Origin of the sequence: Flavobacterium sp. (genome assembly GCF_031423415.1) — a bacterium.
GTDB lineage: Bacteria > Bacteroidota > Bacteroidia > Flavobacteriales > Flavobacteriaceae > Flavobacterium.
This window is the reverse complement of record NZ_JANPFL010000015.1, coordinates 58084-83340: the sequence shown is the minus strand read 5'-3', so window position 1 is coordinate 83340 and position 25257 is coordinate 58084. Positions and strand designations below refer to the sequence as shown.

Genomic DNA, 25257 nt, shown 5'->3' with positions numbered 1-25257 from the left:
GTAATTATTGAAATAAGTACTACAAATTTTGATGCTTTGATCATTTATTTAAATGTTAATACTTACTTTTAGTTGGCTAATTTCTCCCGTACGGTTGAATATCTTTTGACTCATCTCAAGGTTCAACGTTAATGATGGAAAAATTTCTGTTTGGTTGTCCGTGAATACTACTTCTATTTGATTCTGCTCCTCTATTGTATAAATTACAGTCACTTGACATACTGAAAATGCTAAACTTCCTGTTTCTAATTGCAAGGAATACGCTTTGCTTTTTAAATCATTAAAACTTACTGTTTCCTCGTGTTGTAAAAATTGGTTTTTGTTTAATAAAGCAGGATCAAAAGTAAGTTTACCATCGGAAACTTTAATTCCCAATTCACCTTTTCTTGTAAGTATATCTTCTTTTACTTGTCCTGTCATTCCCGGTTGTTGTGCGCCACGATGCGATGGAGTATGCGAGTATGGATCGGTTGGAAATGCACCATACACCTCTGGTGATTTATGAACGCCTATTCCTTCACCAATTTCTTGATAATGCGAAGACAATGCCGTAATTACTGATTTGTCTTCATTGTCCAGATACGCTTTTTCAATTACTTCAAGCACTGCCAAATGCAATTTTGAAACCATGTGCCAATAAATGGAACCCAATCCTTCATAACCAAAGAATGTTCCTGATCTTCCTGTAAAAGCTTTATGATTAAAAACATCTTCAAAAATCTGTAAAATTGTATTCGATTCTTTTTCAATCAAAAGTGTGTACTCTTCTTGATTTTTGAGTTGCTCTAAAGACGCTTTCAAATCATTGGCATTGTGAAAATTCCCGTTGAAATGATAATTGCCTTTACAATCCATATTTAAAATGGAAAGGTTCGAATTAGCCAATAATTTTTTCAATAAAATTGAATTCTCGATGCTCGATTTAGGAATATTATTTTTTTCTAAAAATTTAGGCAAGTCTTTATTTGGATACAAAATATAGCTGTTTTGATCAGGACGATACAAACTACTATGTCGCAAAGCATCCAATATTTGCAAAGATTCACTTGCTGTTAAATATCCTGAACTAAGCGCTGCTACCTGACCTTCAAGCATTTCGCTAAGGTTAGAAATAACAATACCATCAGTCGTAATAGACATCAAATTATAGGCTTGATACAAATGATCAGGTCTTTGATTGGCACGAATAGAATGTTCAATAAATGCTAAAGATACTTTTGTAAATGCTTTTAATCCAGCCATAGAATGGGTTCTTTTCTTACCCCAAAATCCGCTGTTATACACTTGAAAACGATAATCCGAAGCTGCTTTTCCTAAGCGATCTAGTATTTTTCTTCGGGATTGATCATCAATTTTTCCGGAAAGTAAGTGTTGATTTTCTAGCAAACAATTTCTAACTTCGTGATAGAACTCTACCATTTCATTAGAAATCTTAATAGTTTCCAATTCGGAAGAATCCAATATACCTTGGAATGTTTTTAAAAATCGATGCAAATAATACAGCGTGACCATAGAAACTCCATTTCCTACCAAAGCATTGTTGGCATCATTCCATTCGGGACGTTGAGTATTCATCCAAATTCCACCTTCAGGAATGAAATTTGACATTTTGGCTAAAACAGTGGCTAAAATTTTTTCGATAAAATTCACGTGGTAAATCTCATCTTCATTGCTTCTAATCAAAGCACCATCAGCTCCAATTTTACTGCGTTCTTCAATAATTTTTTTCTCCCAACTGTGACTGTATTCAATAGTGTCTTTTGGGTTTTTGAGAATATCTTGATACGCTTTTATGGTGTAAGGAACAGCAGCATATACAAAACACTCTTTTTCAAAATAGGAGTTCAATTTTCCGGGATGATACTTTTCAATGAATTCTAAAAATTTCAACAAATAAATAATTTGATGATCACCCCAATAACCAATATACGACCAAGGATTATCTGGTTCTATAGCTTCCCAATCGAATCCACTTTTTGTAACTCTGTACGGATTATAACCATCGAATGTGGAAGCATTGAGGAATTTAAAAATCATCCCTTCAATAAAATCAGGATAGGCAAAGGCTAATGCTTCCCAGTTTTGAAAAATATCTCTCCAATTTCCTTCGTAATCTAGAATTTTTGAACCATCAACTTCACTACGTGTATTGATAGAGAATTTATTCCAAGGACGACTTGGATCTCCGTGTCTGCGACTAAACTTTAGTGGCAAATATTCTGTGCAAAGTCTTACTAAATCTTCACCTTCGAAGTTATCTATCAAACTAAGCAAATTGTTATAAGAGAATTCATCTTTTAAATTTTGGAAAAAGTCTTGATTTTTTTCAAAAACCACACTATTTGCTTTTGCAAAATATTGTGTAAAATCTTTTTTGCCAATTTGATAATTGTCATCAAAAATACCGCCACGCATAATATTGAAAAGTGTATTGGCAAAATGACGGGTGTCAATAAATTTATCAGCTGTAAATTGCAAACCATCAGCTGAGGCTGTAAGCGCGATAAGGTTTTCTTGTCCTAATTTGATATCATTATAAAGCTGTCTTTCAAGCGTTTTATCATGTATAATCGACTCACTTAGTTGCACTACTTGTGATTGATTTTGATTGACATTGGCAATAATATGCCAAATCTCAGTAGAGTTTTGAGGCAAAAACAATTCGTTTGAAATAAAATAGGCACCTTTTTCGCCTTTTATATCGGTTTCTTTGGTTATTGTTTGCCCTTTTCTATAAGCAGCTAGCTGTTTTGAAGATAATAAATAAGTTGGGTTGTTCATTCCTAATGACCAAACAATATTTGCTTTCAGTGCTTCACTTGGTTCCGCTTTATCGACAATAATTGCGCTTAGCTCATAGATACCTAATCCACTTTCTGAAAGCAATTCATTTCTTTTGTAGGCATCAACAAGGTTGCTTGTGCTGGATTGTAAATCACTACTTACGCCGTGTGGCATAATATTTTGAATACCATCTAAAACCGTAATGTTATAATCTATAATAGAGTTGTTTGTCAATTCCGCTTTTTTCACAAAACCAAAAAGATTGCTGGAATTCCATTGGTATCTAAAAGTCAGTTGTAAATCATTATGAATTTCTTCAAAAATAACTTTGTTTCCGTAAAAATTTTTATAAATATTTCGAGTTAAGTTGTAGTTTTGATTGAACCGTTCTGAAAAAGGTTCCCACAGCATTACTTTCTCATCAAAACGAATTTGAAAAATAGATTTACTTCCGGTTATATCAGCAAACTCGGTTATTTTGTCGTCTGTGTAGTAGGGAAAAATGGCAAATTCAGCGTTTTTTCTACCCGCAGATAAGCCACCATTACTGGAAATAAACATCCAATGATCCGAATCGCTAACGATGCTCATAAAAAAAGGACGCATCTTGTCGCAGTTGGATATTTTATAGAATTGTTCGCCCTCGATTGTGATTATATCTATTGCTACAGGGTGGTTTAAGTTATTCATTTGGTGTTCTTTAAATGAGGTTGAACTTTCTCTCATTATTGTTATTTTTTAAAATTGAAGTAAATGGTTAGGCTGTGATTACCTATAAGTAAAACAATAATTACAATATACTTTCTAGAAAGTATACTGTAAATAATGTTTTCAGAATTTCAGCAGCTTTATATAAATATTTAAAGTTATGTGTATAATTTTACTCGTACACTCTAACATAGTCCACCAACATCGTTTGAGGAAATACAGTTTCACTATTAGGAGGCCCGGGTAAATTACCTCCAACAGCGAGATTCAGCAGCATATAAAATGGATGATTAAAAACCCATTCGCCTTTAACATTTTTGGGAGTAATTTGGTTATACAAAACATTATCAACATAAAAGTTAATGTAATTTTCTCCCCATTCAATTCCGAAAATGTGAAAATCGTTATCAAATCTGTCATTAGGCAAAGTGTATTTTTTTGATATTCCTTCACCACCTGAATACCCTGGTCCGTGAACCGTACCGAATACTTGAGTTGGTTTACTACCTATGTATTCCATAATATCAATTTCACCAGATTGTGGCCAAAGCACATTATCCGCTTCATAATTGGGTTTTGAACTATCACAAATGACATTGTTATTGGCATCGAGAGCTTGAGATTCGCAAAAATTACTTCCTAACATCCAAAATGCGGGAAACATTCCTTTACCGTAAGGCATTTTAATTCGTGCTTCAAATCGTCCATATTTTTTCTCAAATAGATTTCGGGTTTTAAGTCGGGCTGAAGTATAACTAGCACCTTGGTAGCTTTCTTTTACAGCTGTGATGATCAAATAACCATCTTGAACTATTACATTATTTGTTCTATTGGTATAAAATTGCATCTCCTTATTCCCCCAACCATCATTTAATGGCCCCGTACCAATATCGAAAGCCCAAATTAAGGGATCTGGCGAACCGTTGGTATTAAATTCGTCGCTCATCACCAATTTTGTTCTGGTTATAACTTTTTGTTTTTCATCGGTTGAACAACCAAAGAAAATAAGTAAAGAACATGCAATACAGATTTTTTGAATATTCAATTTATTTTTCAAATTCATGTTGTATTATTATTAAATGTTTAAATAAAAATATTTTTGGTATATAAAATATTTGAACAGTCGCTTTTTTTTAAATTAATTTAAAAAACTTCTTTAAATTAAACAAATCAGTATTTTAGAAAAAGTGAAGTCAATTGCATTATTAGGATTATATCTTAAAACATCAATCTATTTAATAAAAATAGATATTATCGACTAAGAAGGAAGCTCCATTACTGGAAACAAAAACAACAAAGCCTATGTTTTTTCGATTTGGAGAACCCGATCCACCACCACCAGTCGGCAATGTAAAAGAATTTAAAGGTATATTAACACTAACCCAATTATCTCGGACTAATTGGCTTGAGACATTAAATCCACCTGCAGATCCGTTGTTTACTCCAAATCCATTATCAACATTATCGGCACCAAAGTCTATTAACTCTACTTTTAAGTTTGATGCAGCATTGTTTTTTAGTTGAATATCTAAATGTAACATAGTCTTGCCAGTCGCATTAACCGTTCCATCCCAAGCTAAACCAACATAATCTATTGACTGATAATTTAAATGCTGATTTTTACTAAATACCTGATTAGAAATACTGCCGGTCTTTGGTCCGGCAAAAAATCCAGGATTAAATCCGGTTACTCCAGTGTAAGAGTCACTAAAGATAGAAATTACATTAGCTTGAGGTTGCAAAGGGATTGGTGCATTAATAAATGCTGATGCCGCATTAATTATAAGAGACCCTTTTGCCTCTACTCCATTTAAACTTGCCGTTATAGTTGCGGTTCCAATACCAACGAGTGTTACAACTCCAAATTCATCAACTGTAGCTATCTTAATGTCCGAAGATAGAAATTTAAAGTAAGACGGTGATACTATTACTGTTTGATTTTGACCAGAAGCCAAATTAGAGGTTTGAGTTAAACCTGTAACAGTAATTTTCGAGTCGATATAGCTTGGCTGAACAACATCAACTCCATTCATTATTTTAGGTTGCGGATGGGCAATAGTCCCTAATTTTTCAAATTTAAGTTCGTCAATCCAAAACGTATAGCCTTTACCATTTGTATCAACAGTATTGGCCGCATATCTAAACATGCCTTTTTCTAGTACTAACTTTGAAGCATCTGGAATAGGAATGATAAATTTTGTCCAAGTTGTTCCTAGACTCACATTTCGCATCGTTGTAATATATTTATTTGGGTAAAAATCTTCGCCAAAACCAACTTCTGCAATGGTAACACCCTGCGACGCTTTTGCCCAAAAAGTAAGTGCATCATAACTTGTTAAATCTCGACCCGCACCATCAATTCTAAAAATGCCACCAGCATAATTTCCCTCAACATCGTTGGAATTGGGTACATCAAAACGCATCGAAGAAGTTCCTCTATAACTTACTTTTGAGTCAACTGTCCAGGCATTAAGCTTAGATCCAACAGGATTATCTGGACCAGCTCCGTAAGGAAAATAAAAATTTGTTCCCATTCCTATAGGATTATCGGTAAAAATTTCTGCTGTGCTTGATGCCTTAGCAGTTTGTAAATCAGCATCGTCGTTCTGACACCCAACTGCAAGTAGTAAACCCATCAGGACAAAAGCCGTTTTATTTGATTTTAAAATTGAATATGTTTTCATCTTTTTAAATTTTACTAGGTTAATTACCAATATTAATGTGAAGGTAAGTTCTAATTTCCCATTCTTGACCATTAGAAAATCCGACTGGACTCAAAACTGGTACTGGAGGATAAGTATTTGCAGGAACGAAGGTCGGTGAATATCTATTAGAATATTGATCTAATGAACGCCAAGATCCTCGAATTCCTAAACTTGTGTTCGGAAGTATAAACCAGTCAGGTTTGCCAATATTCAGGGAGATATCCGCCATTAATTGTAAAGGATAGGTTAAGTTGAAATCTCTATGATAATCGAATGGCCCCCAGTCATTTACTTTAACAAAAGAAGTTAATTTCACTCTTTTATAAATCATTTTTACATCTAAACCATAACGATCTATGGTTCTTGCATCACTACCGTTAGATTGAGCTGGTCCTCCATAAATTGTACTGATAAAACCAAAATCAGGACTAATTTTTGATACAATCCTTGCATTAGTTTCCCATAAATCCTTCGCTGGTGGCGCTCCTTGAAAAGCAAATGTGGTTCTATTTGCTAAAAAACCAATCGCTGCATCCTGAGTTGTAGGCAAATGACGGAATACAAATCCCGCACTCACAGCAAATTTTGAATCCTCTGAACGATCACTTTCCCAATCATATAGCCAAGTACCCGGAGTAGGATCAAAAGTAAATAATATCTCGCTCGCTACTTGCTCTCTATTGGCTCTAACCACGAATGGATCATCAAGAATATTTCGAGGTCTTCCAGGAATTGGAACATCGGTAGTAATTGGACCTTCTAATGGTTTTTGCCATAAAAAGTTAGGTGCTATTTGCAATTTTCCAATGCTATATGTTAATCCTGTCAAAAAGTTGTATTGATTTCCACTTCCAGTATCTTTAAGTCTCCAACCTGTAAATGTTTGAGTAAGATCGGCTCCACCTCCTGCTACTAAGCCTTGAGCCGCTGCTTGAGCATACCAATTAATTGTTCCGCCGGTGTAGGTTAATTTCATTTTTCCACCAAAGTTATCTTTAGATTCAATTTGATTGATGTAAACTTGTTTAGTAGCTCCTTCTCCTCTCATTACTTGATAATCTCTACCCTCAAGTGGTTGACCTGCCCAAATACCACCTAAATCAACAGCAAATTTTCCAAATTTTCTGTTCACGTGTATGGTAAAACGTCTTGTTTTGGGTTGCGGAATAGCGTAAGATGTTTGAGTATTGGTCCTTTGTGTTAAATCTTCGTGAAAAATACCAGTGATATCAAATTTTGCTATTGTTTTACTGTACTTAAGCAAAATAGCTGGATTTGCTCCCCACCATAGTTCAGGTCCCATAGCCAGTTTAAAACCTTTGAAAAATTTCTTTCCTTCCATTTCTATACCATAAGGAGCTCTACCGCTATATATATCTAAATTAGGCCCATAATTTGCCTCTGGGTACAAACCAAAGAAATCGCCCTCATAGCCCCAATGGTAATGACCTGTGCGATAAAATCCATCTAATTTAAATAATTTATCATCCCATTTGTAACTCGCTCTATATACTTGCACTCGATTATTATCATCAATAGATACTGGACCGTTTGGACCATCTACAATTACTGGACGTCCTCTATTTTCGTAAAATATTTCATCTATTGGATTTAGTGCCACATTTCCCAAAACATTTAGTTCCACAGTAGCAGTCATATTTGAAGTAGGATTTCCCTCAACTCCTACGAAGAAAGATTGCATATTATCAAAACCTAATTGATCAGGATAAGTTGTATTGTTCGGTGCTGGATCGTCTGGAGTAGTGATTAAAGAACCTCCTGTACTAAAAGTACTGATTTCTGCAGATAATCGTGACAATCTTATTTTTGAATTTTTTGAACTTTCTAGAGCAGCTTTATCTCCTCTTGCCCTCAGACTTGCATCTGTAATTTGAATCTTATCAAAATGATTTTGCGCCTCTAATAATGATTTCCCACCGGTGTAAGGATTGAATTGATGAACCTCCTTCAAAACATAGTAAGCAGAACGAGGGAATAATTGGTAATTTCCGTTTACATCTGTTGGACCTTTTGCACAAATACCGAACCATTCTTCATTCATATTGTTTTCTCCTTTTACATAATCAAAAGCATAACCGCCATTAGACCAAGAAGCATTTGTATCGTGAATATCTAAATATTTTGTTTGGCCGTATTTCCACCAGCCGTCGCTAAATTGAAAAGTAAATCCACCTAAACTATTGCCACTTTTACCCATGCCTGCAGCATTTTCATATATTTCTTTCCAGTTCCCTTTTAACAAAGCAGCCTGAGCATTTTGATCCTCTTGACTTGAAATAGCATTAAAAGCATCTGAACCAAACTCTGAAAATAATATCGGTTTTCCATATTCTTTTTTCACTCTTTCAAAAACATCTCCAAATGAAATTCCGCGATAAACATTTAAACCTAAAATATCAACGTCTTTACAATCTTTTGCAATTAAATCAAGAAAGAGCAAATCTCCATTACAAATCGCAATAGGATGAGATTTGTCTATCGCTTTCATTGCTAGTGTTGCTTCATTGAATAATTTATACATAGACTCAGCACGAACAGTAGATTTTCTATCTTGAATTGGAATATCCTCTGTTTCAGCTCCATCCCAAAATAAACCGTAGTTATTTTCATTGCCTAATAAAAACAAAAGCAACCCTTTGGTATCTTTATAATCTGTTGCCATTTGTTTTACTTCTTGCAAAAGCAAGTTCCGAGTTGTTGGATCTGAATATTCAGTATTTACGACCCAATTTCCATTTAACGTCAATCCGTATCGACCGAAAGAATGATTCAACATCGTATAAATTCCATATCTTGTATAAATGTATTCAATCCATTTTTTGGGGATACCAGTGTAAACACGGATGGTATTAACTCCCATATTTTTTAGTAGACCCATTTCCTCATCTAAGGCCCTAAAAATGACATCATCTTTTTGCTTCCATAAACTGTAATTAAAATTAGTTCCAATTGGAGAATAATCCCAATTCATACCATTAATAATTAAATCTTGACCATTTACCTTAAGCTTCAAGCCATCATTGCTTTTGTCAACTATTACTTTATCTGACTGTGCAGAAAGTGAAAAAGAAAAACAAAAAAGCGTAAGTAAAAAAATAACTTTTTTCATATTATTAAAAGAATTAAAGTGTTTAAAGAAATTATAAAATTAAATTTTGTACAAATTGCATTGTAAAATATAACTTGGTAAATTTATCTGAATAAACTAAAGTATCTTCAAAAAGAACCACAACAAAAAACATACAATGTAAAAAAAAACATATTTAATCTCGAATATTGAAACGAAACAATGTATTTATTGACAAATTAAAGATAACTGAAACTTCATAGTAAACCAATTAAAATCAAAAAAAAAGTTAATGTTGTGGTAATGTATAGTTAAATTTATAAGTAAATTATCAAACTATACAGATAAAATGTACTCAACAAGTCCTTGCTCGTGATGTAAATCCATTTTTTTACGCAAACGATATCTTTTAATTTCAACACTTCGAAGTGAAATATTTAGTAACGGAGCGATTTCTTTAGATGAAAGGTTTAATCTGAGGTAAGCACATAGTCTTAAATCATTAGGAGTTAATGAAGGATGAGCTAGTTTAATTTTCTTCAAAAAGTCCTTATCAGCATTATCAAAAGCTTCTTTGAATACCTTCCAAGAATCCTCTTCGGTAATGTTTTTATTAATAGTCCGAATAACTGATTTTACACTTAAACTGTTATCACTCTCGGATGTCTTTTTTAAGTCTTCTTTGATGTAAGCCAATAACTCATTCTTACTATTTAAACTCATCGACGTGGCAGCTAGTTCCCTATTTTTCATATCGACATCAAGTGTGAGCTTTTCATTTTCTAATTTCATCAGCTGTTGCTCAATTTCAAGTTCTTTTATTTCGAGCAATCTATTGTTTTCCTCAATTAATTTCTCCCGTTGCGAATGATAATAATTCCGATAAGCTTTATGAATATAAATTGTTAAGAATAGTAGTAATAGTAAAAAAATAAAAATTGCACTATTAGTTCTGTAAAATGGTTTTAGAATAGTAAAGGAATAAACTGCAGTATTTTCAATCGATGAATTGGCAAACTTGGCCCTCACCTTAAAAACATAATCCCCAGAGGAAAGATTTTTAAAACTCACAGTTGGCTTTGTGCTCCACGTGCTCCATTTATCTTGAAAGCCCTCTAGTACATATTGATATTCTGTTCTTATATATTTGTTATATTCCGGTACTGAATAATTGAAAGAGACATTATTTTCATCATATTTAAATTCTCCTTCTTGATTAAATGGCCTGTTAATTGATTGTTCACTCAGTCTATTTGTGGTGATTTCAGAAATAGATACGGAATACTTTTTTGATGGTAAATCGCTAATATTCAGTATATAATAGCCATCAGTTGTGCCGATTAAATAATCAAAATTTGATATTTGAGTAACATTCTCGTAGCCAGGCATCGCATTAGTAAGTGAAGCTGGAATAGGAATAGCATTTTGTTTGAGCTGATTACTCAATTTACTCATAGAAAAATAATGAATGCGGTTTTTAGAAAATAGCCAAATCTTATTGGAGTTATCAACAATCATTTTACCAGAAGTATATTCATCTTTTTCAAAAATAGAACTCAATAATTTATCTTTCTTGAATTGTTTTGTTTTTGAATCTAATTTAAAAACACCTTCCTTATAGGCGTAATAAATTGTATTATTAAACTTGACTAAACCTGAATTTTTGCCGCTTTTTGGGGAAGAATAGTTTGTAATGGAACTCGTTTTTAGTAATTTAGAATCCAATTGTAATCTAAAAAGGCCTTGCTTTTCGTGACTAACATAAACCTCTAGAGAACTATCTATTTCAAAATATCGAGAAGAATAATCAAAACCTTCAATTTTATTTCTAAAAATCCATTGATTATTTACTTTCGCTAAAATTGAAATACCAAAATAATTTCCCTGTAACAAAAGTGCTTTCTGATTGGGAACTGTTTGGAATTTCCACGTTCCTGACATCGAAAAAATATTTTTTGCAGTTGTATCTTCGATAATAAATGTGCCAGAATCGTGACCGCAAAACAGGGTATTATCGTATTCAAATAGAGACCAAACTTGACCTTTTGTTCCAGTTATTAATTTAAATTCTTCGTCACTTTTATTGTTTTTATAAAACAAGCCCTGATTTGTTCCTATATAAAGTTTTCCTTGATAGAGTTTAGCCGCATAAACTGTGCCCAAATTACCTGTATCATCTGTATTACTCTGTATAGGAGATTGAAGATTTAAACAATTGATACCGTTATCTGAACCTACCCAAAGATTTTTATCAATGTCCTCAAATAAAGACAATGCAGTATTGTTTGTCAGTCCCAAAATTTGAGTAATGTGGTATTTTAGATCGCCTTCTTTTGTCAAAATATAAATCCCCTTTGAGACTGTTCCTATAACAAAACTGCCATCAGAGAGTCTTATACCGCTATAAATACTAGTTGTAGCTAGTTCATCGTCAACAGCAGTCGAAAACTTCGATAAAATAGAATTTGCCAATATATAAAACCCATTGAATTCAGTTAGAATCAATAGACCTTCATCTATAGAAAATACGTTGACAATTCGGTTTTTTTGAATAATAGGATCATTAGAAAGCAATAGACTCTTTCCGCTTTCAATTTCATAAAGACCATCTTTTAGCGATTGAAAATAAATTGAATTATCGGTTTTGTATGATTTGGTTATTCCCTTTTTTGTAGTAACAATGGTGAAATTTCCTTTTTGTGAATCGTAAATAAAAATTCTATTCAATGACTGAAAAACAACCCATTGGTCGTAACTTATTATATTCCAAAAAATTTCATCATTAAGAATTTTATTTTTTAAAGCAGTGCTCAGAGAAGTATATTTTAATCTGCCATCATCTTGTCTTTTCCAAAAGCCAAATTCCATGTAGCATCCAGTATAGATTCTATTATCAATGACTTTTACAGAACGTATTATGGTTTCATTTGGTGAAGGGTAAAGCTTCCAAGTAGAACCATTGAATTCTAAAAGTCCTTCATTATTTGCAAAGTATAAATGCTGATTTTTATCTTGGGAAATCATCCAATTTTGATTTCCTCCCTCATAAATTAAAGCAGGATATTTAATTATAGGAGGTAGTTCTTGTGAAAAACTGAATGACAAATTGAGCACAAAAATGCAAGAAATAAATCGAAAAAGTAAATTTTTAAACATTTAAAATTGAGATTATTATAAATAATGGAATAAAAATATAAAAATAAAACTAAATATAAAATAATAAAGGCACGTTTTTAAAAAAACGTGCCTTTAAAAAACTATAAAACCTAAAAACTATTCTTTAACTATTTTTGATGTAGTCGATTTACCGTCGATTTCAGTAGTTACCATATAAACTCCTTTTTGAAGTTGACTGGTTTGTAAAGTTGCGGTGTTACTTTTTGGACTTGCTTTCAAAACTTCTTGCCCTAAAATAGTATAAACAGATACCCTTTGAATCTCATTATTAGCTTCTATTGTCAAAGTATTTTTTACAGGATTAGGATACATTTTCACTTTTGAAGTCTCAAATTTTTGTGTTCCTAAGGTTCCTTTGTGCAAATAAAGATTGTCATAATAAACAGTACCTAAATTAGATGTAATAATAAACTGTACTAAATCATTTCTTGAACCAGCACTCCAATCAGCTAATGGTATATCCAAAGAGATCCAAGTACCAGGATTAGGATTCGGTAATAAATTTCCGTTTGTAACAGAATATTCAATTGCGTTAGACTCTCCACCTCCACCATTCCAATTTGAAAATTTCAAATTAAAACTTTTATCCAAAGTTGGTGTAGATGTCCAAATATCCATGTGAAAATATGTAAATGAACTTGCGTCAAATCTTCCTGCTTGAAAAGCAATACCCTCGAAGCTTGAATTCAAATCATTACCAGTACCTAAACCAGTAACAACATTAGTTGAATTTCCTTCAACCATAACTTCGGATGTTGCTGCTGGACTCCAATTTGTACTGAAACTATTATCATCGCCTGAATAGCCTAGAACGGCGATTGGTGCATATGCATTACTATAAATAGATTTTACATCTGCTGCAGGTCTAGCCGGTGGTGTTGGTGCGGCGGTAGTAGGCGGTGTTGGTGCTACAAAACAAGGGGAGCAAGTTCCACCGCAATCTACTCCTGTTTCATCACCGTCTTTAACACCGTTATTACAAGTGGTAGTAACTTCCTCCAAAATAACATTATCAATCCCCACAAAACCTGTAGCTGCTCCCATATCAAAAATAACTCTACTATTTGCACTTGCAAAACCTGAAATGAAATTTAAAACAAAAGTTTTAGAAGTTGAAGTAAGATCAACTGTTTGCACATTAGCAGTCCAAGGACCTTCGTTTAATCCAATACCAGCAATTAAAGTTCTGTTGGTATCAGAAAAAGCAGTAAATGTTAACTTGTAAGCTTTACCTTGTGTAGTTAATGGCAAGACATAACTTAAATTTGCTTCATAAGCTTGTCCAGCCACTAATACATTTGCCGAATTATAACTGTTACCGCCTTCGGTAACAACATTTGCAGAATTTCCAGACCATCCTGCTGCTCCACTTTCAAAATCACCATTTGTGATTAAGTTTTGAGAAAATCCTAATGCACTAAACATTAGAACCAATAAAATCGTAATTTTTTTCATAATATATTTATGTAAAGTTAGATTGTAAATTTAATAAAACCTTCTAAAGGTTACCATCTTGTTAAGTTATATAAAAACTATACAAAAAAAATGCACACGAAATCGTTTGAAATGAATGAATACAAAAGGATTTTAGCTTGTTACTTTAGTTTTTACAATTTGATTTTAAAAACAATTTGATGTAGTAATGTTAAGTTAAATTAATGCTTTTGTACTACTAAAAAAAGATCATTTTACAATTTGATGTATTGAAAAGGAGAAAAAAATTGCATAGAAAACAAAAAATAGTTCTTAGTTCTAAAGTAATTTAGAAAGACAAATTTCTATTCGTTGTAATTTTTAATTTTTTCAATCACCATTTTACTTTATTCTAAATATTGTATTGATAACTATTTTTTAACATAATTTTTTACTTCCAATAAATTTATTTATCGTAATATTGCAATATATAAATATAACCATGGGAGCATCCAAGACAGAACAATTTACAGACCAGCAGAATGAATTAGCTGTTCTAGCCAAAGCATTGGGACATCCGGCACGAATCGCAATAATTGAATATTTATTAAAAGTAGATAGCTGCATTTGTGGCGATATTGTAAACGAACTGCCTTTGGCACAGCCAACAATTTCTCAGCATTTAAAGGAATTAAAAAACGCCGGACTAATCAAAGGAAACTTCGAAGGAGCATCTATTTGCTATTGCATTGACGAACTGGGTTTCGAAAAAATAAAAGGTTTTTTCCAAGAGGTTACAAAGCATCTAGAGAAAAGCAAAAATCAATGTTGTTAATTTAAATTCAAGACAAATGAAACTATCACAAGCAAAAAACATTTTGAAATCATTGGAATCAGTAAACTTCCTCTTACCTGACGGAACTTTAGTACCCGAACATTTTCACGTGACCGAAGTGGGCTTAATTACCAAAAACTTCATCGATTGCGGCGGAACAGTTCGCAAAGAAACAGTCGTGAACTTCCAATTATGGGATGCCAATGATTTCGAACACCGATTGAAACCTCAAAAGTTATTAAACATCATCGAATTGTCCGAAAAAATTTTGGGCATCGAAGATTTCGAAATTGAAGTGGAATACCAAGCACAAACTATTGGCAAATACGATTTAGGTTCCAACGGGAACGATTTTGTTTTACTTAACAAACAAACCGCCTGTTTGGCGCAAGACCAATGCGGAATTCCAGCAGTAAAACAAAAAGTGAAATTATCCGAGATTAAAATAGAACAAAGCTGCTGCACTCCCAACGGAAGCTGTTGCTAATTTTTAAATATTAAAACCAATATAAATGTCATCAAACAAAACCATCATCTTTTCAGAAATTGAAAATGTAATTAATACGCTAAACTTCGAAAGTATTTCCGAAGAACGAAAAATAATTTTACAACCTCTTGTTGATTTTATTCAAGAAAAAGTAAACAACGGTCAAGAAATTAGATTAAATCTTATTTGCACACACAATTCCAGAAGAAGCCATTTGTCTCAAGTTTGGGCACAAACAGCTGCTGCACGTTATAATATTAAAAACGTGTTTTGTTATTCAGGTGGAACCGAAGCTACTGCTCTATTTCCTATGGCAGCCAAAACATTGTCAAAACAAGGCTTTCAAATCAAAACTATTGCCGAAGGAAATAATCCTGTTTATGCTATAAAATATTCTGAGAATGCGCATCCAATTATTGGTTTCTCTAAACCTTTCGACGATGTATTTAATCCGAAAAGTGAATTTGCAGCGATTCTAACTTGCTCCTCTGCTGACCAAGGTTGTCCGTTTATTGCCGGTGCCGAAAAACGAATTGCAATCACTTTTGAAGATCCAAAAGCTTTTGACAACACACCTCAACAAGCCGAAAAATACGAAGAAAGAAGTCTGCAAATTGCCACTGAAATTTGCTATGCTTTCTCCCAAATCAAATAATGATATGTCTGTAAATAATTGTGCTCCAGCAGTGGAACGAAAGAAATTAAGCTTTCTTGATAGCTACCTCACGCTTTGGATTTTCTTAGCTATGGCTCTGGGGGTTTTGATTGGTTATTTTATTCCTTCGAGTGGAAATTTCATCAATTCATTTTCGAGTGGAACAACCAATATTCCGTTGGCGATAGGTTTAATTTTAATGATGTATCCGCCATTGGCAAAAGTAAAATACGAACAAATGGGAGAAGTTTTCAAGAACACCAAAGTGCTTGGCGCTTCCTTGTTTTTGAACTGGATTGTAGGTCCAATTTTAATGTTTGCCTTAGCTTTATTATTCTTAAATGACCATCCTGAATATATGATTGGTGTTATCCTTATTGGATTGGCTCGCTGTATCGCAATGGTAGTAGTTTGGAACGATTTAGCCGATGGAAACCGCGAATATGCGGCAGGATTAATTGCCTTGAATAGTATTTTTCAAGTATTACTTTATAGCATTTATGCTTACGTTTTTATCACCATACTCCCACCCTATTTTGGATATACTGGTTTTGACGTCAACATTAGTATCGGACAAATCGCAGAAAGTGTGGGAATCTATTTAGGAATTCCCTTTGCTTTGGGAATTATTAGTAGATATTCCTTAATTGCGCTCAAAGGCTCGGTCTGGTTTGAGACCAAATATGTACCTTTTATTTCTCCAATAACATTAATTTCATTATTGTTTACGATTGTTTTAATGTTCAGTTTAAAAGGGGAATTGATTGTCCAAATTCCTTTTGATGTTTTGCGAATTGCGCTTCCGTTGGTTATTTATTTTGTGATAATGTTCGTGATTAGTTTTTTCATCGGAAAGTATTTTGGTGCCGATTATTCGAAATCAACTGCCATCGCTTTTACAGCAACAGGAAACAATTTTGAATTGGCGATTGCCGTTGCCATTGGTGTGTTTGGTATTAATAGTGGTCAAGCTTTTGCAGGTGTTATAGGCCCTTTGGTAGAAGTTCCAGCTTTGATAGCCTTGGTCAACGTAGCTTTTTGGTTTAGAAAAAAGTACTTTTCTAAGACAATATAAAATCAACAAAATTAAAATACAAAAAAAGCAAGAACTATTCTTTTTCCTCTACTTCTTCCTTGTTCAAATGCCAAATAATTTCAGTGATAATCCCGGTCCAAGCTTTTTGATGATTGGCACCTAAACCTTTGCTGGTATCACCACGAAATACTCAAAAAAAATGATTTTTATTGAATAGTGTATCTTTTTGGAATTTTTAATATTCACCATACAATGGAATTTTATCATCCGCATCGGACAAATTGCCAAAAATGTGCGAATCTATCTCGGAATTCCTTTTGCTTTAGGAATTATAAGCCTTATGCCTTAATTTTACATAAAGATTTAAAATGGTTTGAGACCAAAAATTTATTTTATTATGCTAACAAAGTAGCACAGCTGCAAAATAAAAATAAGTTTTTATTATATTTTAGCAAAAATATTGGTATAATATTTTTTACCGTCTGAATTAACTCTAATTGAAAGTCCAAAATGTGTAAAATTACCTTCGATATTGGCTTTATGATCATCACTTGCTAACCAATCATCCAATACTTTCTGAGCAGAATCAACATTAAAGGCAAGATTTTCAGCTACAAATGTTGCTCCTAATACGCTCACGATACTTGCAGAACGTATAGAAAAATTATCGTGTTTAATAACGTTATTAGCTATCATATAATTATTATGCGCTTCTGCTTGATAAGAAATATAATCCGATTTTTTTAACGCTATTAATCCTTTACTAACTCGATAATTATTTATCAAAGTCATAGTCTCCAGTTCTAATGCATTGTAATTATAAATAGGAATTACTGGCGGAATAACAGGATCTTTAGAACTATCAGACGAACACGAAAGTATTGCGATTAATGGTATCACAACTAACAACAAATAAGTAAATTTTGCCTTCATAATATAAAATATTGATTGTTAAGTAAATAATAGAAAACTTAATACGTTTAAGATCACTTTCAAAAAAATATTATTAATTGTATAAAGTAAATAATTTTTTTATTTAGTACCAAATTACCTATACAAAAACACACAAACTTTATAAATATTACTGTTTTTTTCTTACAATATTGTGTTTACAAGTTAACTATTAATTTTTCAGCTGTAAACAAAACCGCTTTTTGATGATGAAAAATAGTTAAAGAGTTGATTTTAATAGAATTAATTGTCAAAAAAAAAGATAATTTTATAAATCAAGAAGCTTCAAAACGTTCTCCAATTGTTCCTCCCTAGTAATATTGGAATTATCAAATTCGATAGCATCGCGCGCTTTGACAAGCGGAGAATCAGCACGATGGGTGTCAATATAATCTCGCTCTTCAACATTTTTCAATACTTCGTCAAAAGTAACGTGATCACCTTTTTTTTGCAATTCTTTGAATCTTCTTTCTGCACGAGTCATTGGACTTGCGGTCATAAATATCTTCAAATCGGCATCAGGAAAAACTACAGTTCCAATATCTCTTCCGTCCATCACAATACCTTTGTTTTTCCCCATTTCTTGTTGCTGTTCTACCAGCTTTGAACGCACTTCCGAAATCTCAGCAACTAGGCTAACAAAATTAGAAACTTCGATAGTTCGAATTGCTGCCTCCACATTAACATCATTCAAATACATTTCGCCAAAACCCAAATCAGCATTGAATTTGAATGTCAGTTTGATAGAAGGCAAACTATTAATAAGAGATAATGCATCAAAAAAACCTTTTCCAATGTATCCAGCTTGCATGGCATAAAAAGCCACAGCACGATACATTGCCCCAGTATCAACATAGACATATCCAAGATGCTTGGCTAATTCCTTAGCCAAAGTGCTTTTCCCAGTTGATGAAAATCCATCGATTGCAATAGTGATTTTTTTATTCAAAATAATATTATTGAAAATTAATAGTCAAACCAAATAAACTCGTATTTCCCGCTAAGGTATATCTTGAGTAGGAATAATTGAATTTTAAGTTGTTAAATTTCATTCCAAAACCCGCTGATATTCCAGAGAAATTTCTAATATCTAACACTTTCAGCTCTTCGGCTCGTCTGAAATTATATCCTAACCTCAAATTTACAGCTTTTTTTGGAAAAAGTTCTACTCCAAATATAGTATGTCTTAACGTATTTCCTAAAAATGAAGTTTTCTTTGCAGTTGTGCTTCCATCGAGTGAGGTTTGAGCTTGATTAGGATTATTAAAAGATATATTCCATTGCTGCAAATTATCAAAGGTTAAATGCCACCGAATGGGTACATTTTCTAATTCTTGCGAAACGCCAAGCATTATTTCTAAAGGTAATTTTTCGCTTATGCCATTATAAGTTGTGAATTGTGTTCCAATATTTCGAACAACAAACGCCCAATTGACATCATTGGCTTCGTCAATAAAAATCGCACCTAAATCGACAGCTCCGCCAAAGGAACTATAGGTTTCTAATGTGGAAGAAATAAACTTTCCATTTGCCCCCAAAAACAAATTGGAATTAGGAACATTAAATGCATAACCAAAAGAAAGTGCAACTTCGCTACCTGTAAATTCGGAAGTCGCCTGACCATTTTCGTCATAACCATCAAATTTACCATAATTTACATAATTTACTCCCATCTGAAAAGTTTGCAAATGACGGTCATAAGTATAAGCATAAGAAGCTGTTCCGTAGGCAACTTCGCCAAAATAACTACCATAATTCAGTGCTAAATGGTTGTCCATATCTGGGTTTATCGTGGCTGGATTATAGTGCGCCTGATTGACATCATCATCATAAATCGTGATCGTCTTCCCTCCCATAGCTGCTTGCCTTGGCGAGGTCACCAAATTCAAAAACTGATAGGTGTACTTTCCTCCAATTTGTCCGTTTGAAACGGTACAAATTAAAAAAAAAAGGAAAATTAAAAGTTTTTTTGGCATATTTGAAATAGCTATTCTACATTATAAAACGCAAATGCGAAGATAAAATTATAATGGTGAAAAATTCCCTTTTTAGATGAAGTTTCCACACAAAATAAAATTCCATCCTGAAGAAGCAGAATGGAACTATATTGGTTCAAAAGAAACTATCTACAACACCTTTGCGTTTTTTACCTTTTGATCGGTAATCGCAATTTTCAATACTTCGCTCATTTCTTTTACGTAATGAAAAGTCAAGCCTTCGATATATTTTGCTTTTATTTCGTCGATGTCGCTTTTGTTTTCATAACACAAAATAATTTCTTTAATATTGGCTCTTTTAGCAGCCAGAATTTTTTCTTTTATTCCGCCTACAGGCAAAACTTTTCCACGCAAAGTGATTTCACCTGTCATTGCTAATCCTTTCTTAATCTTCTTTTGGGTCAGCACAGAAACTAATGAGGTAAGCATTGCGATTCCAGCACTTGGTCCATCTTTTGGGGTTGCTCCTTCTGGAACGTGCAAATGAATATTGAATTTGGTTAACATCTCTGGGTTTAATCCCAAAAATTCAGCATTGGCTTTAATATATTCTAATGCTATTGTTGCCGATTCTTTCATTACATTTCCTAAATTCCCTGTTATGGTCATTGTTCCTTTTCCCGGAGAAATCAAGGACTCTATAAAAAGAATATCGCCACCAACACTCGTCCATGCAAGTCCTGTTACGACTCCCGCTACATCGTTGCTTTCGTATTTGTCTCTTTCTAATCTTGGAATTCCAAGAACTTGCACAATATCTTCATTGGTCACTTTCTTATTGTATTCTTCTTCCATCGCGATGGATTTGGCAGCATTCCGAATCACTTGCGCAATTTTGGCTTCCAATCCTCGAACGCCTGATTCACGGGTATAACCTTCGACAATTTTTTCCAATTGTTTCAATCCAATAGATAAATCCTTGGTGGTCAATCCGTGTTCTTTCAATTGTCTTGGAAACAAATGCTGACGCGCAATTTCTACTTTTTCTTCAATCGTATAACCCGACATTTTGATGATTTCCATACGATCTCGCAACGCAGGCTGGATTTCAGCCATATTATTAGAAGTGGCAATAAACATCACTTTCGATAAATCGTAACCCATTTCCAGGAAATTATCATAAAACGAATTGTTTTGTTCAGGGTCTAAAACTTCTAACAATGCTGAAGACGGATCGCCTTGATGGCTATTAGACAATTTATCGATTTCATCTAAAACAAAAACTGGATTTGATGTTCCTGCTTTTTTTAAGCTTTGAATAATTCGTCCCGGCATTGCGCCAATGTAGGTTTTACGATGACCACGTATTTCTGCTTCGTCACGCAAACCGCCTAGAGATATTCTTACATATTCTCTTCCTAAAGCTTCGGCAACTGATTTCCCAATAGAGGTTTTACCAACTCCTGGAGGTCCAGTCAAACAAATTATTGGAGACTTCATATCATTTCGCAATTTCAAAACTGCCAAATGCTCGATCATTCTTTTCTTGACATCTTCCAATCCAAAATGATCTCTGTCCAGAATTTTTTGAGCCCGTTTCAAATCGAAATTATCTTTCGAATAGTCGCCCCAAGGCAAGTCTAAAAACAACTCTAAATAATTTCTTTGAATTCCAAAATCTGGTGCTTGCGGATTCATTCGACGCATTTTTGACAATTCTTTTTCGAAATGTTTTTGCGTTTTTTCGTCCCATTTTTTGGTCTTGGCTTTGACACTCATTTCGTCCATTTCCTCTTCTTGTGAAACGCCGCCCAATTCTTCTTGAATGGTTTTCATTTGCTGATGAAGGAAATATTCGCGTTGCTGTTGATCTAAATCAAAACGAACTTTAGATTGAATGTCGTTTTTCAATTCGAGTTTTTGCAACTCCGTATTCATATAACGAAGTGTTTCAAGTGCTCTGTCTTTCAAAGAATTAATTGATAAAAGATTTTGTTTTTCCTCGACTGACAAACTCATATTTGAAGTCACAAAATTGATTAAAAACGATTGGCTTTCAATATTTTTAATGGCAAATGTAGCTTCGCTTGGAATATTCGGATTTTCTTTGATAATTTGGATGGCCAATTCTCTAACCGAATCCAGAATTGCTAAAAATTCGGTATCTTTCTTAGTTGGTCTTTTTTCGGCAACATCTCTAATATTGGCTGTGAAATAAGGCATTTCAGTAACGATGGATTCTATTTGGAAACGTTTTTTCCCTTGAAGAATAACGGTAACATTGCCATCAGGCATTTTTAAAACACGCAAAATACGTGCTACAGTTCCTATTTGGTGGATATCGTTTTTGGACGGATCTTCAATTTCTTCATTCTTTTGGGCAACCACTCCAATAATTTTTCCTGCTGCGTAAGCATCATTAATTAAATTTATAGATTTATCGCGTCCTGCAGTAATCGGAATTACAACTCCTGGAAATAAAACCATATTTCGCAAAGGCAAAATTGGTAGTGAATCTGGCAATTCTTCGTTGTTCATTTCCTCCTCATCTTCGGGAGTCAATAATGGAATTAATTCGGTTTCGGTATCAAATTCTTGAAGTGACAGATTGTCAAGAGTGTGTATTTTATGGTTTGACATAGTATAATTTAAGTCTTTTTGTCATTAAACATAGGTTGTTTGAAATGTAAAAATAATATAATCAAACAATTATATAGTTGAAAATCAATAAATAAAAAATATTTAATAGTATTCCGTTGCGATAAGTCAAGGATTGTGCCATAAAAAAATCCCGAAGATGTTCGGGATCATTTTATTATTAAAACTCTTTTTTATTCCATATATTTATAGTTGAAAGTACCATTTGTAACAGTATAATCAACCACTGGAATTGCTGGAACTAAGTCGTCAGTAGTAGTGAATTGAAAAGTTCCCTTAACAATTTTAGTAGTAGTATTCACTTCTGTTATAGTAATTGTCCCTTGTAAGGTCAATTCAAACACTGAATTTGAATTATCTGTTAAATCTATAAAATGAGATGGTGGAGTATTGAAAGTTTCTTTTCCAATATTATAAGTTCCAACCTTAATATCACTTTTTTTTAACCAAATATTAATTTCTGGATCTCCCAAAAGCCCTCCTTGTCTGCCTTGAAGCATAACATAATCGGTTAAAGGAAAATAATCCCAAATATTTGTAGATGAAAATAAATTAGTTCCATATGGATTATTAGCTTGAAATTGAACTCCATTTATTTTTGCTGTCATTGCAAATCCAGAGCTCCCACTTCCAGAACCTGAAGTAGTAAAAGTAACTTGATTACCGTATGACGTACCATTTGCATTTGTAGCATAAGCACGAACATAATAAACTGTACTCCCTACTAAACCACTAATTGCTGAAGTGAAAATTCCAGTTCCAATTCCATTTACAGTCTTTGAATCTGCAATAGTAGGATTTTGTATTATTCCCCAAACAACTCCTCGAGCTGTAACTGGTGAACCTCCATCAGCAGTAACATTCCCACCGCTTGATGCTGATGACGATGAAATTCCACTAACTGCTGTTGTGATAATTACAGGTAGATTTGAAGGTGTTGAAATACTAAACGAGGTTTGATTCCCATAAGATGTTCCATTTGCATTTGTTGCATATGCGCGAACATAATAAGTATTACCTGTAACTAAATTTATAATTGAAGACGTGAAGCTCCCAATCCCGGTTCCATTTACAGTTTTTGAATTTGTAATAGTAGGATTTGGGTTTGTTCCCCAAACGACTCCTCTAGCTGTAACTGGAGAACCACCATCGGCACTAATATTTCCTCCTGAAGATACTGATGTTGTTGTAATATTAGATGAAGCCGTCGTCGTTAAAACTGGTAATAATGCCGGAATTGGATTTGTGTCGATCAAAGCGGGATCTAATGGTTCGATTTCTCCACAAGAATTCAAACAAAATAGTGTAACGATAACTAAGGGTAAAATAAAAAATCTAAAATTTTTAATATTGTAATTCATTTGTAAGTTTTTTTTCAAATGTAAATCATTTGCATCACTCAACCAATAGTTTTATTTGAAAAAATATTCAGATAGTATTTACTTAAAATATTAAAACCCATAAAAACTTTGTTTAACTAATTGTTTGTTTTTAACACTGAAGAAATTTATTCAACAGGTTCTATTTTCTTCATAAAACTGAGCACAATATACCCCAGCAAAAAGAAAACGGCCAGAATAAAAATAGAATTCCGCATCGAATTGGTCAAAGCGCCCACAAATCCAAAAATAAAAGTTCCTAAAACAATAGCAATTTTCTCGGTCACATCAAAGAAACTGAAATAAGTAGTATGATCTTCGGTTTCGGGTAATAATTTAGAATAAGTGGAACGCGACAAAGATTGAATTGCGCCAAGTACCATTCCTATTGCTCCACCAAGCGAGTAAAATTGCAAATCTATATATTGATTATCCTTATCTAATAAATAAGCTGCAAAACATATAAATCCCCAAATTGCGATGGTCAGTTTTAAAGTTTTGATATTTCCGATGTTTTCAGAAATTCTGGCAAAAAGAAAGGCTCCAAAAATAGCCACCAATTGAATTAATAAAATAGTAATAATTAATTGACTGGTTTCAATCCCTAACTCTACTTTTCCATAAATCCCAGCTAACAAAATAATGGTTTGAACTCCTATACTATAAAGGAAAAATGCAATTAAAAACTGCTTTAAAGAAGTCTGATTTTTCAAACTCAACAAAACTACTTTTAATTCTTTTAAACCTTTAAAAATAAAGTCTTTTCTCGGTTTTTTATGGTAAACATTAGAAGGCAAAAAATGAAAAGTAACTTGAGCAAAACCCATCCACCATACTCCAACAGATAAAAATGAGATTCTCGCCGGTAATGTTGGGTCGGTAATTCCATACCATTCAGGTTTCATCACCATCGTTAAATTAAAAGTCAGTAATAGCACAGAACCAAAATAGCCTAGCATAAATCCTTTGGCACTCACTCTATCGTGCTGTTCTGGCAAGGCAATTTCGGGTAAATACGAATTATAAAAAACAATACTTCCCCAAAAACCGATGCTTGCTAGGATAGTTGCTACAATTCCAATCCATAAGGTATTGGAGTCTTTAAAGAAAAATAAACACATCACTGAGAAAGAACCTAAGTAACAAAAAAACTTCATAAAACTCTTTTTATTCCCAGAATAATCAGCAATTCCTGATAATATTGGCGATAAAAAAGCCACAATCAAAAACGAAAAAGATAAGGAATACGATAACAAAGAACTATTAGGTAATGAAGTTCCTAAAAAATGTACGATACCTCCATTTGCATTGGTCACGGACTCATAATAGATAGGAAATACCGCTGTAGCAATTACTAACGAATACACTGAATTTGCCCAATCATAAAATGCCCAAGCATTGATTAATTTAGGACTTCCTTTTGGTAAATTTTCCATTGATGCTA

17 protein-coding genes are annotated in these 25257 nt (G+C 33.3%); 5 read left to right on the top strand and 12 right to left on the bottom strand.

Translation table 11 applies throughout. From position 1 onward, the window contains the following. Window positions 1-48: 48 nt before the first annotated feature. The 6 genes from RMO83_RS01720 to RMO83_RS01695 all read right to left on the bottom strand — a co-directional run bounded on the left by RMO83_RS01720 (window position 49) and on the right by RMO83_RS01695 (window position 13917). Window positions 49-3510 (bottom strand): hypothetical protein, encoded by a 3462-nt coding sequence (locus RMO83_RS01720; protein WP_310557940.1) that lies wholly within the window; start codon window positions 3508-3510, stop codon window positions 49-51. Window positions 3511-3664: 154 nt separating this feature from the next. Next, window positions 3665-4438, bottom strand: coding sequence for a glycoside hydrolase family 16 protein (locus RMO83_RS01715; RefSeq protein ID WP_310557939.1), 774 nt, complete (start codon window positions 4436-4438; stop codon window positions 3665-3667). Between the two features lie 289 nt (window positions 4439-4727). Beyond that, the gene (locus RMO83_RS01710) at window positions 4728-6176 is read right to left on the bottom strand and encodes a glycosyl hydrolase family 16 (protein ID WP_310557938.1); all 1449 of its coding nucleotides are present in this window, start codon (window positions 6174-6176) and stop codon (window positions 4728-4730) included. A 19-nt stretch (window positions 6177-6195) separates the two neighbouring features. Then, the gene (locus tag RMO83_RS01705) at window positions 6196-9327 is read right to left on the bottom strand and encodes a glycosidase (protein WP_310557937.1); all 3132 of its coding nucleotides are present in this window, start codon (window positions 9325-9327) and stop codon (window positions 6196-6198) included. Window positions 9328-9621: 294 nt separating this feature from the next. Then, the gene (locus RMO83_RS01700) at window positions 9622-12399 is read right to left on the bottom strand and encodes a triple tyrosine motif-containing protein (protein ID WP_310557946.1); all 2778 of its coding nucleotides are present in this window, start codon (window positions 12397-12399) and stop codon (window positions 9622-9624) included. Between the two features lie 159 nt (window positions 12400-12558). Further along, window positions 12559-13917, bottom strand: a complete 1359-nt coding sequence (locus RMO83_RS01695; protein ID WP_310557936.1) for a T9SS type A sorting domain-containing protein — start codon at window positions 13915-13917, stop codon at window positions 12559-12561. Between the two features lie 460 nt (window positions 13918-14377). Between RMO83_RS01695 and RMO83_RS01690 the strand changes: the two genes are divergently transcribed. From RMO83_RS01690 to RMO83_RS01670, 5 genes are all read left to right on the top strand, one after another. Then, window positions 14378-14710 (top strand): metalloregulator ArsR/SmtB family transcription factor, encoded by a 333-nt coding sequence (locus RMO83_RS01690; RefSeq protein ID WP_310557935.1) that lies wholly within the window; start codon window positions 14378-14380, stop codon window positions 14708-14710. A 16-nt stretch (window positions 14711-14726) separates the two neighbouring features. Next, window positions 14727-15197, top strand: coding sequence for a DUF6428 family protein (locus RMO83_RS01685; protein ID WP_310557934.1), 471 nt, complete (start codon window positions 14727-14729; stop codon window positions 15195-15197). Window positions 15198-15222: 25 nt separating this feature from the next. Further along, the gene (locus tag RMO83_RS01680; RefSeq protein ID WP_310557933.1) at window positions 15223-15852 is read left to right on the top strand and encodes a protein-tyrosine-phosphatase; all 630 of its coding nucleotides are present in this window, start codon (window positions 15223-15225) and stop codon (window positions 15850-15852) included. Between the two features lie 4 nt (window positions 15853-15856). Next, window positions 15857-16927 carry an ACR3 family arsenite efflux transporter gene (gene arsB / locus RMO83_RS01675; RefSeq protein WP_310557932.1) on the top strand — a complete coding sequence of 357 codons (1071 nt, stop codon included), beginning with the start codon at window positions 15857-15859 and terminating at the stop codon, window positions 16925-16927. A gap of 187 nt (window positions 16928-17114) precedes the next feature. Continuing rightward, window positions 17115-17237 (top strand): hypothetical protein, encoded by a 123-nt coding sequence (locus tag RMO83_RS01670; RefSeq protein WP_310557931.1) that lies wholly within the window; start codon window positions 17115-17117, stop codon window positions 17235-17237. Window positions 17238-17329: 92 nt separating this feature from the next. On the opposite strand, the gene RMO83_RS01665 is transcribed toward RMO83_RS01670, so the two are convergent. The 6 genes from RMO83_RS01665 to RMO83_RS01640 all read right to left on the bottom strand — a co-directional run bounded on the left by RMO83_RS01665 (window position 17330) and on the right by RMO83_RS01640 (window position 25249). After that, on the bottom strand, window positions 17330-17821 hold the full coding sequence (locus RMO83_RS01665; RefSeq protein WP_310557930.1) for a CAP domain-containing protein: 492 nt from the start codon (window positions 17819-17821) through the stop codon (window positions 17330-17332). A gap of 286 nt (window positions 17822-18107) precedes the next feature. Next, entirely contained in the window at window positions 18108-18788 is a 681-nt protein-coding gene (cmk, locus tag RMO83_RS01660) for a (d)CMP kinase (protein ID WP_310557929.1), read from the bottom strand. Between the two features lie 7 nt (window positions 18789-18795). Continuing rightward, window positions 18796-19815: a type IX secretion system protein PorQ gene (gene porQ, locus RMO83_RS01655; protein WP_310557928.1), complete on the bottom strand. Its 1020-nt coding sequence runs from the start codon at window positions 19813-19815 to the stop codon at window positions 18796-18798. Window positions 19816-19965: 150 nt separating this feature from the next. Beyond that, window positions 19966-22416 carry an endopeptidase La gene (gene lon / locus RMO83_RS01650; RefSeq protein WP_310557927.1) on the bottom strand — a complete coding sequence of 817 codons (2451 nt, stop codon included), beginning with the start codon at window positions 22414-22416 and terminating at the stop codon, window positions 19966-19968. Window positions 22417-22607: 191 nt separating this feature from the next. Next, complete coding sequence (locus RMO83_RS01645; RefSeq protein WP_310557926.1) at window positions 22608-23795, bottom strand: hypothetical protein; 1188 nt, start codon at window positions 23793-23795, stop codon at window positions 22608-22610. A 146-nt stretch (window positions 23796-23941) separates the two neighbouring features. After that, on the bottom strand, window positions 23942-25249 hold the full coding sequence (locus RMO83_RS01640; RefSeq protein WP_310557925.1) for an MFS transporter: 1308 nt from the start codon (window positions 25247-25249) through the stop codon (window positions 23942-23944). Window positions 25250-25257: the final 8 nt, after the last annotated feature.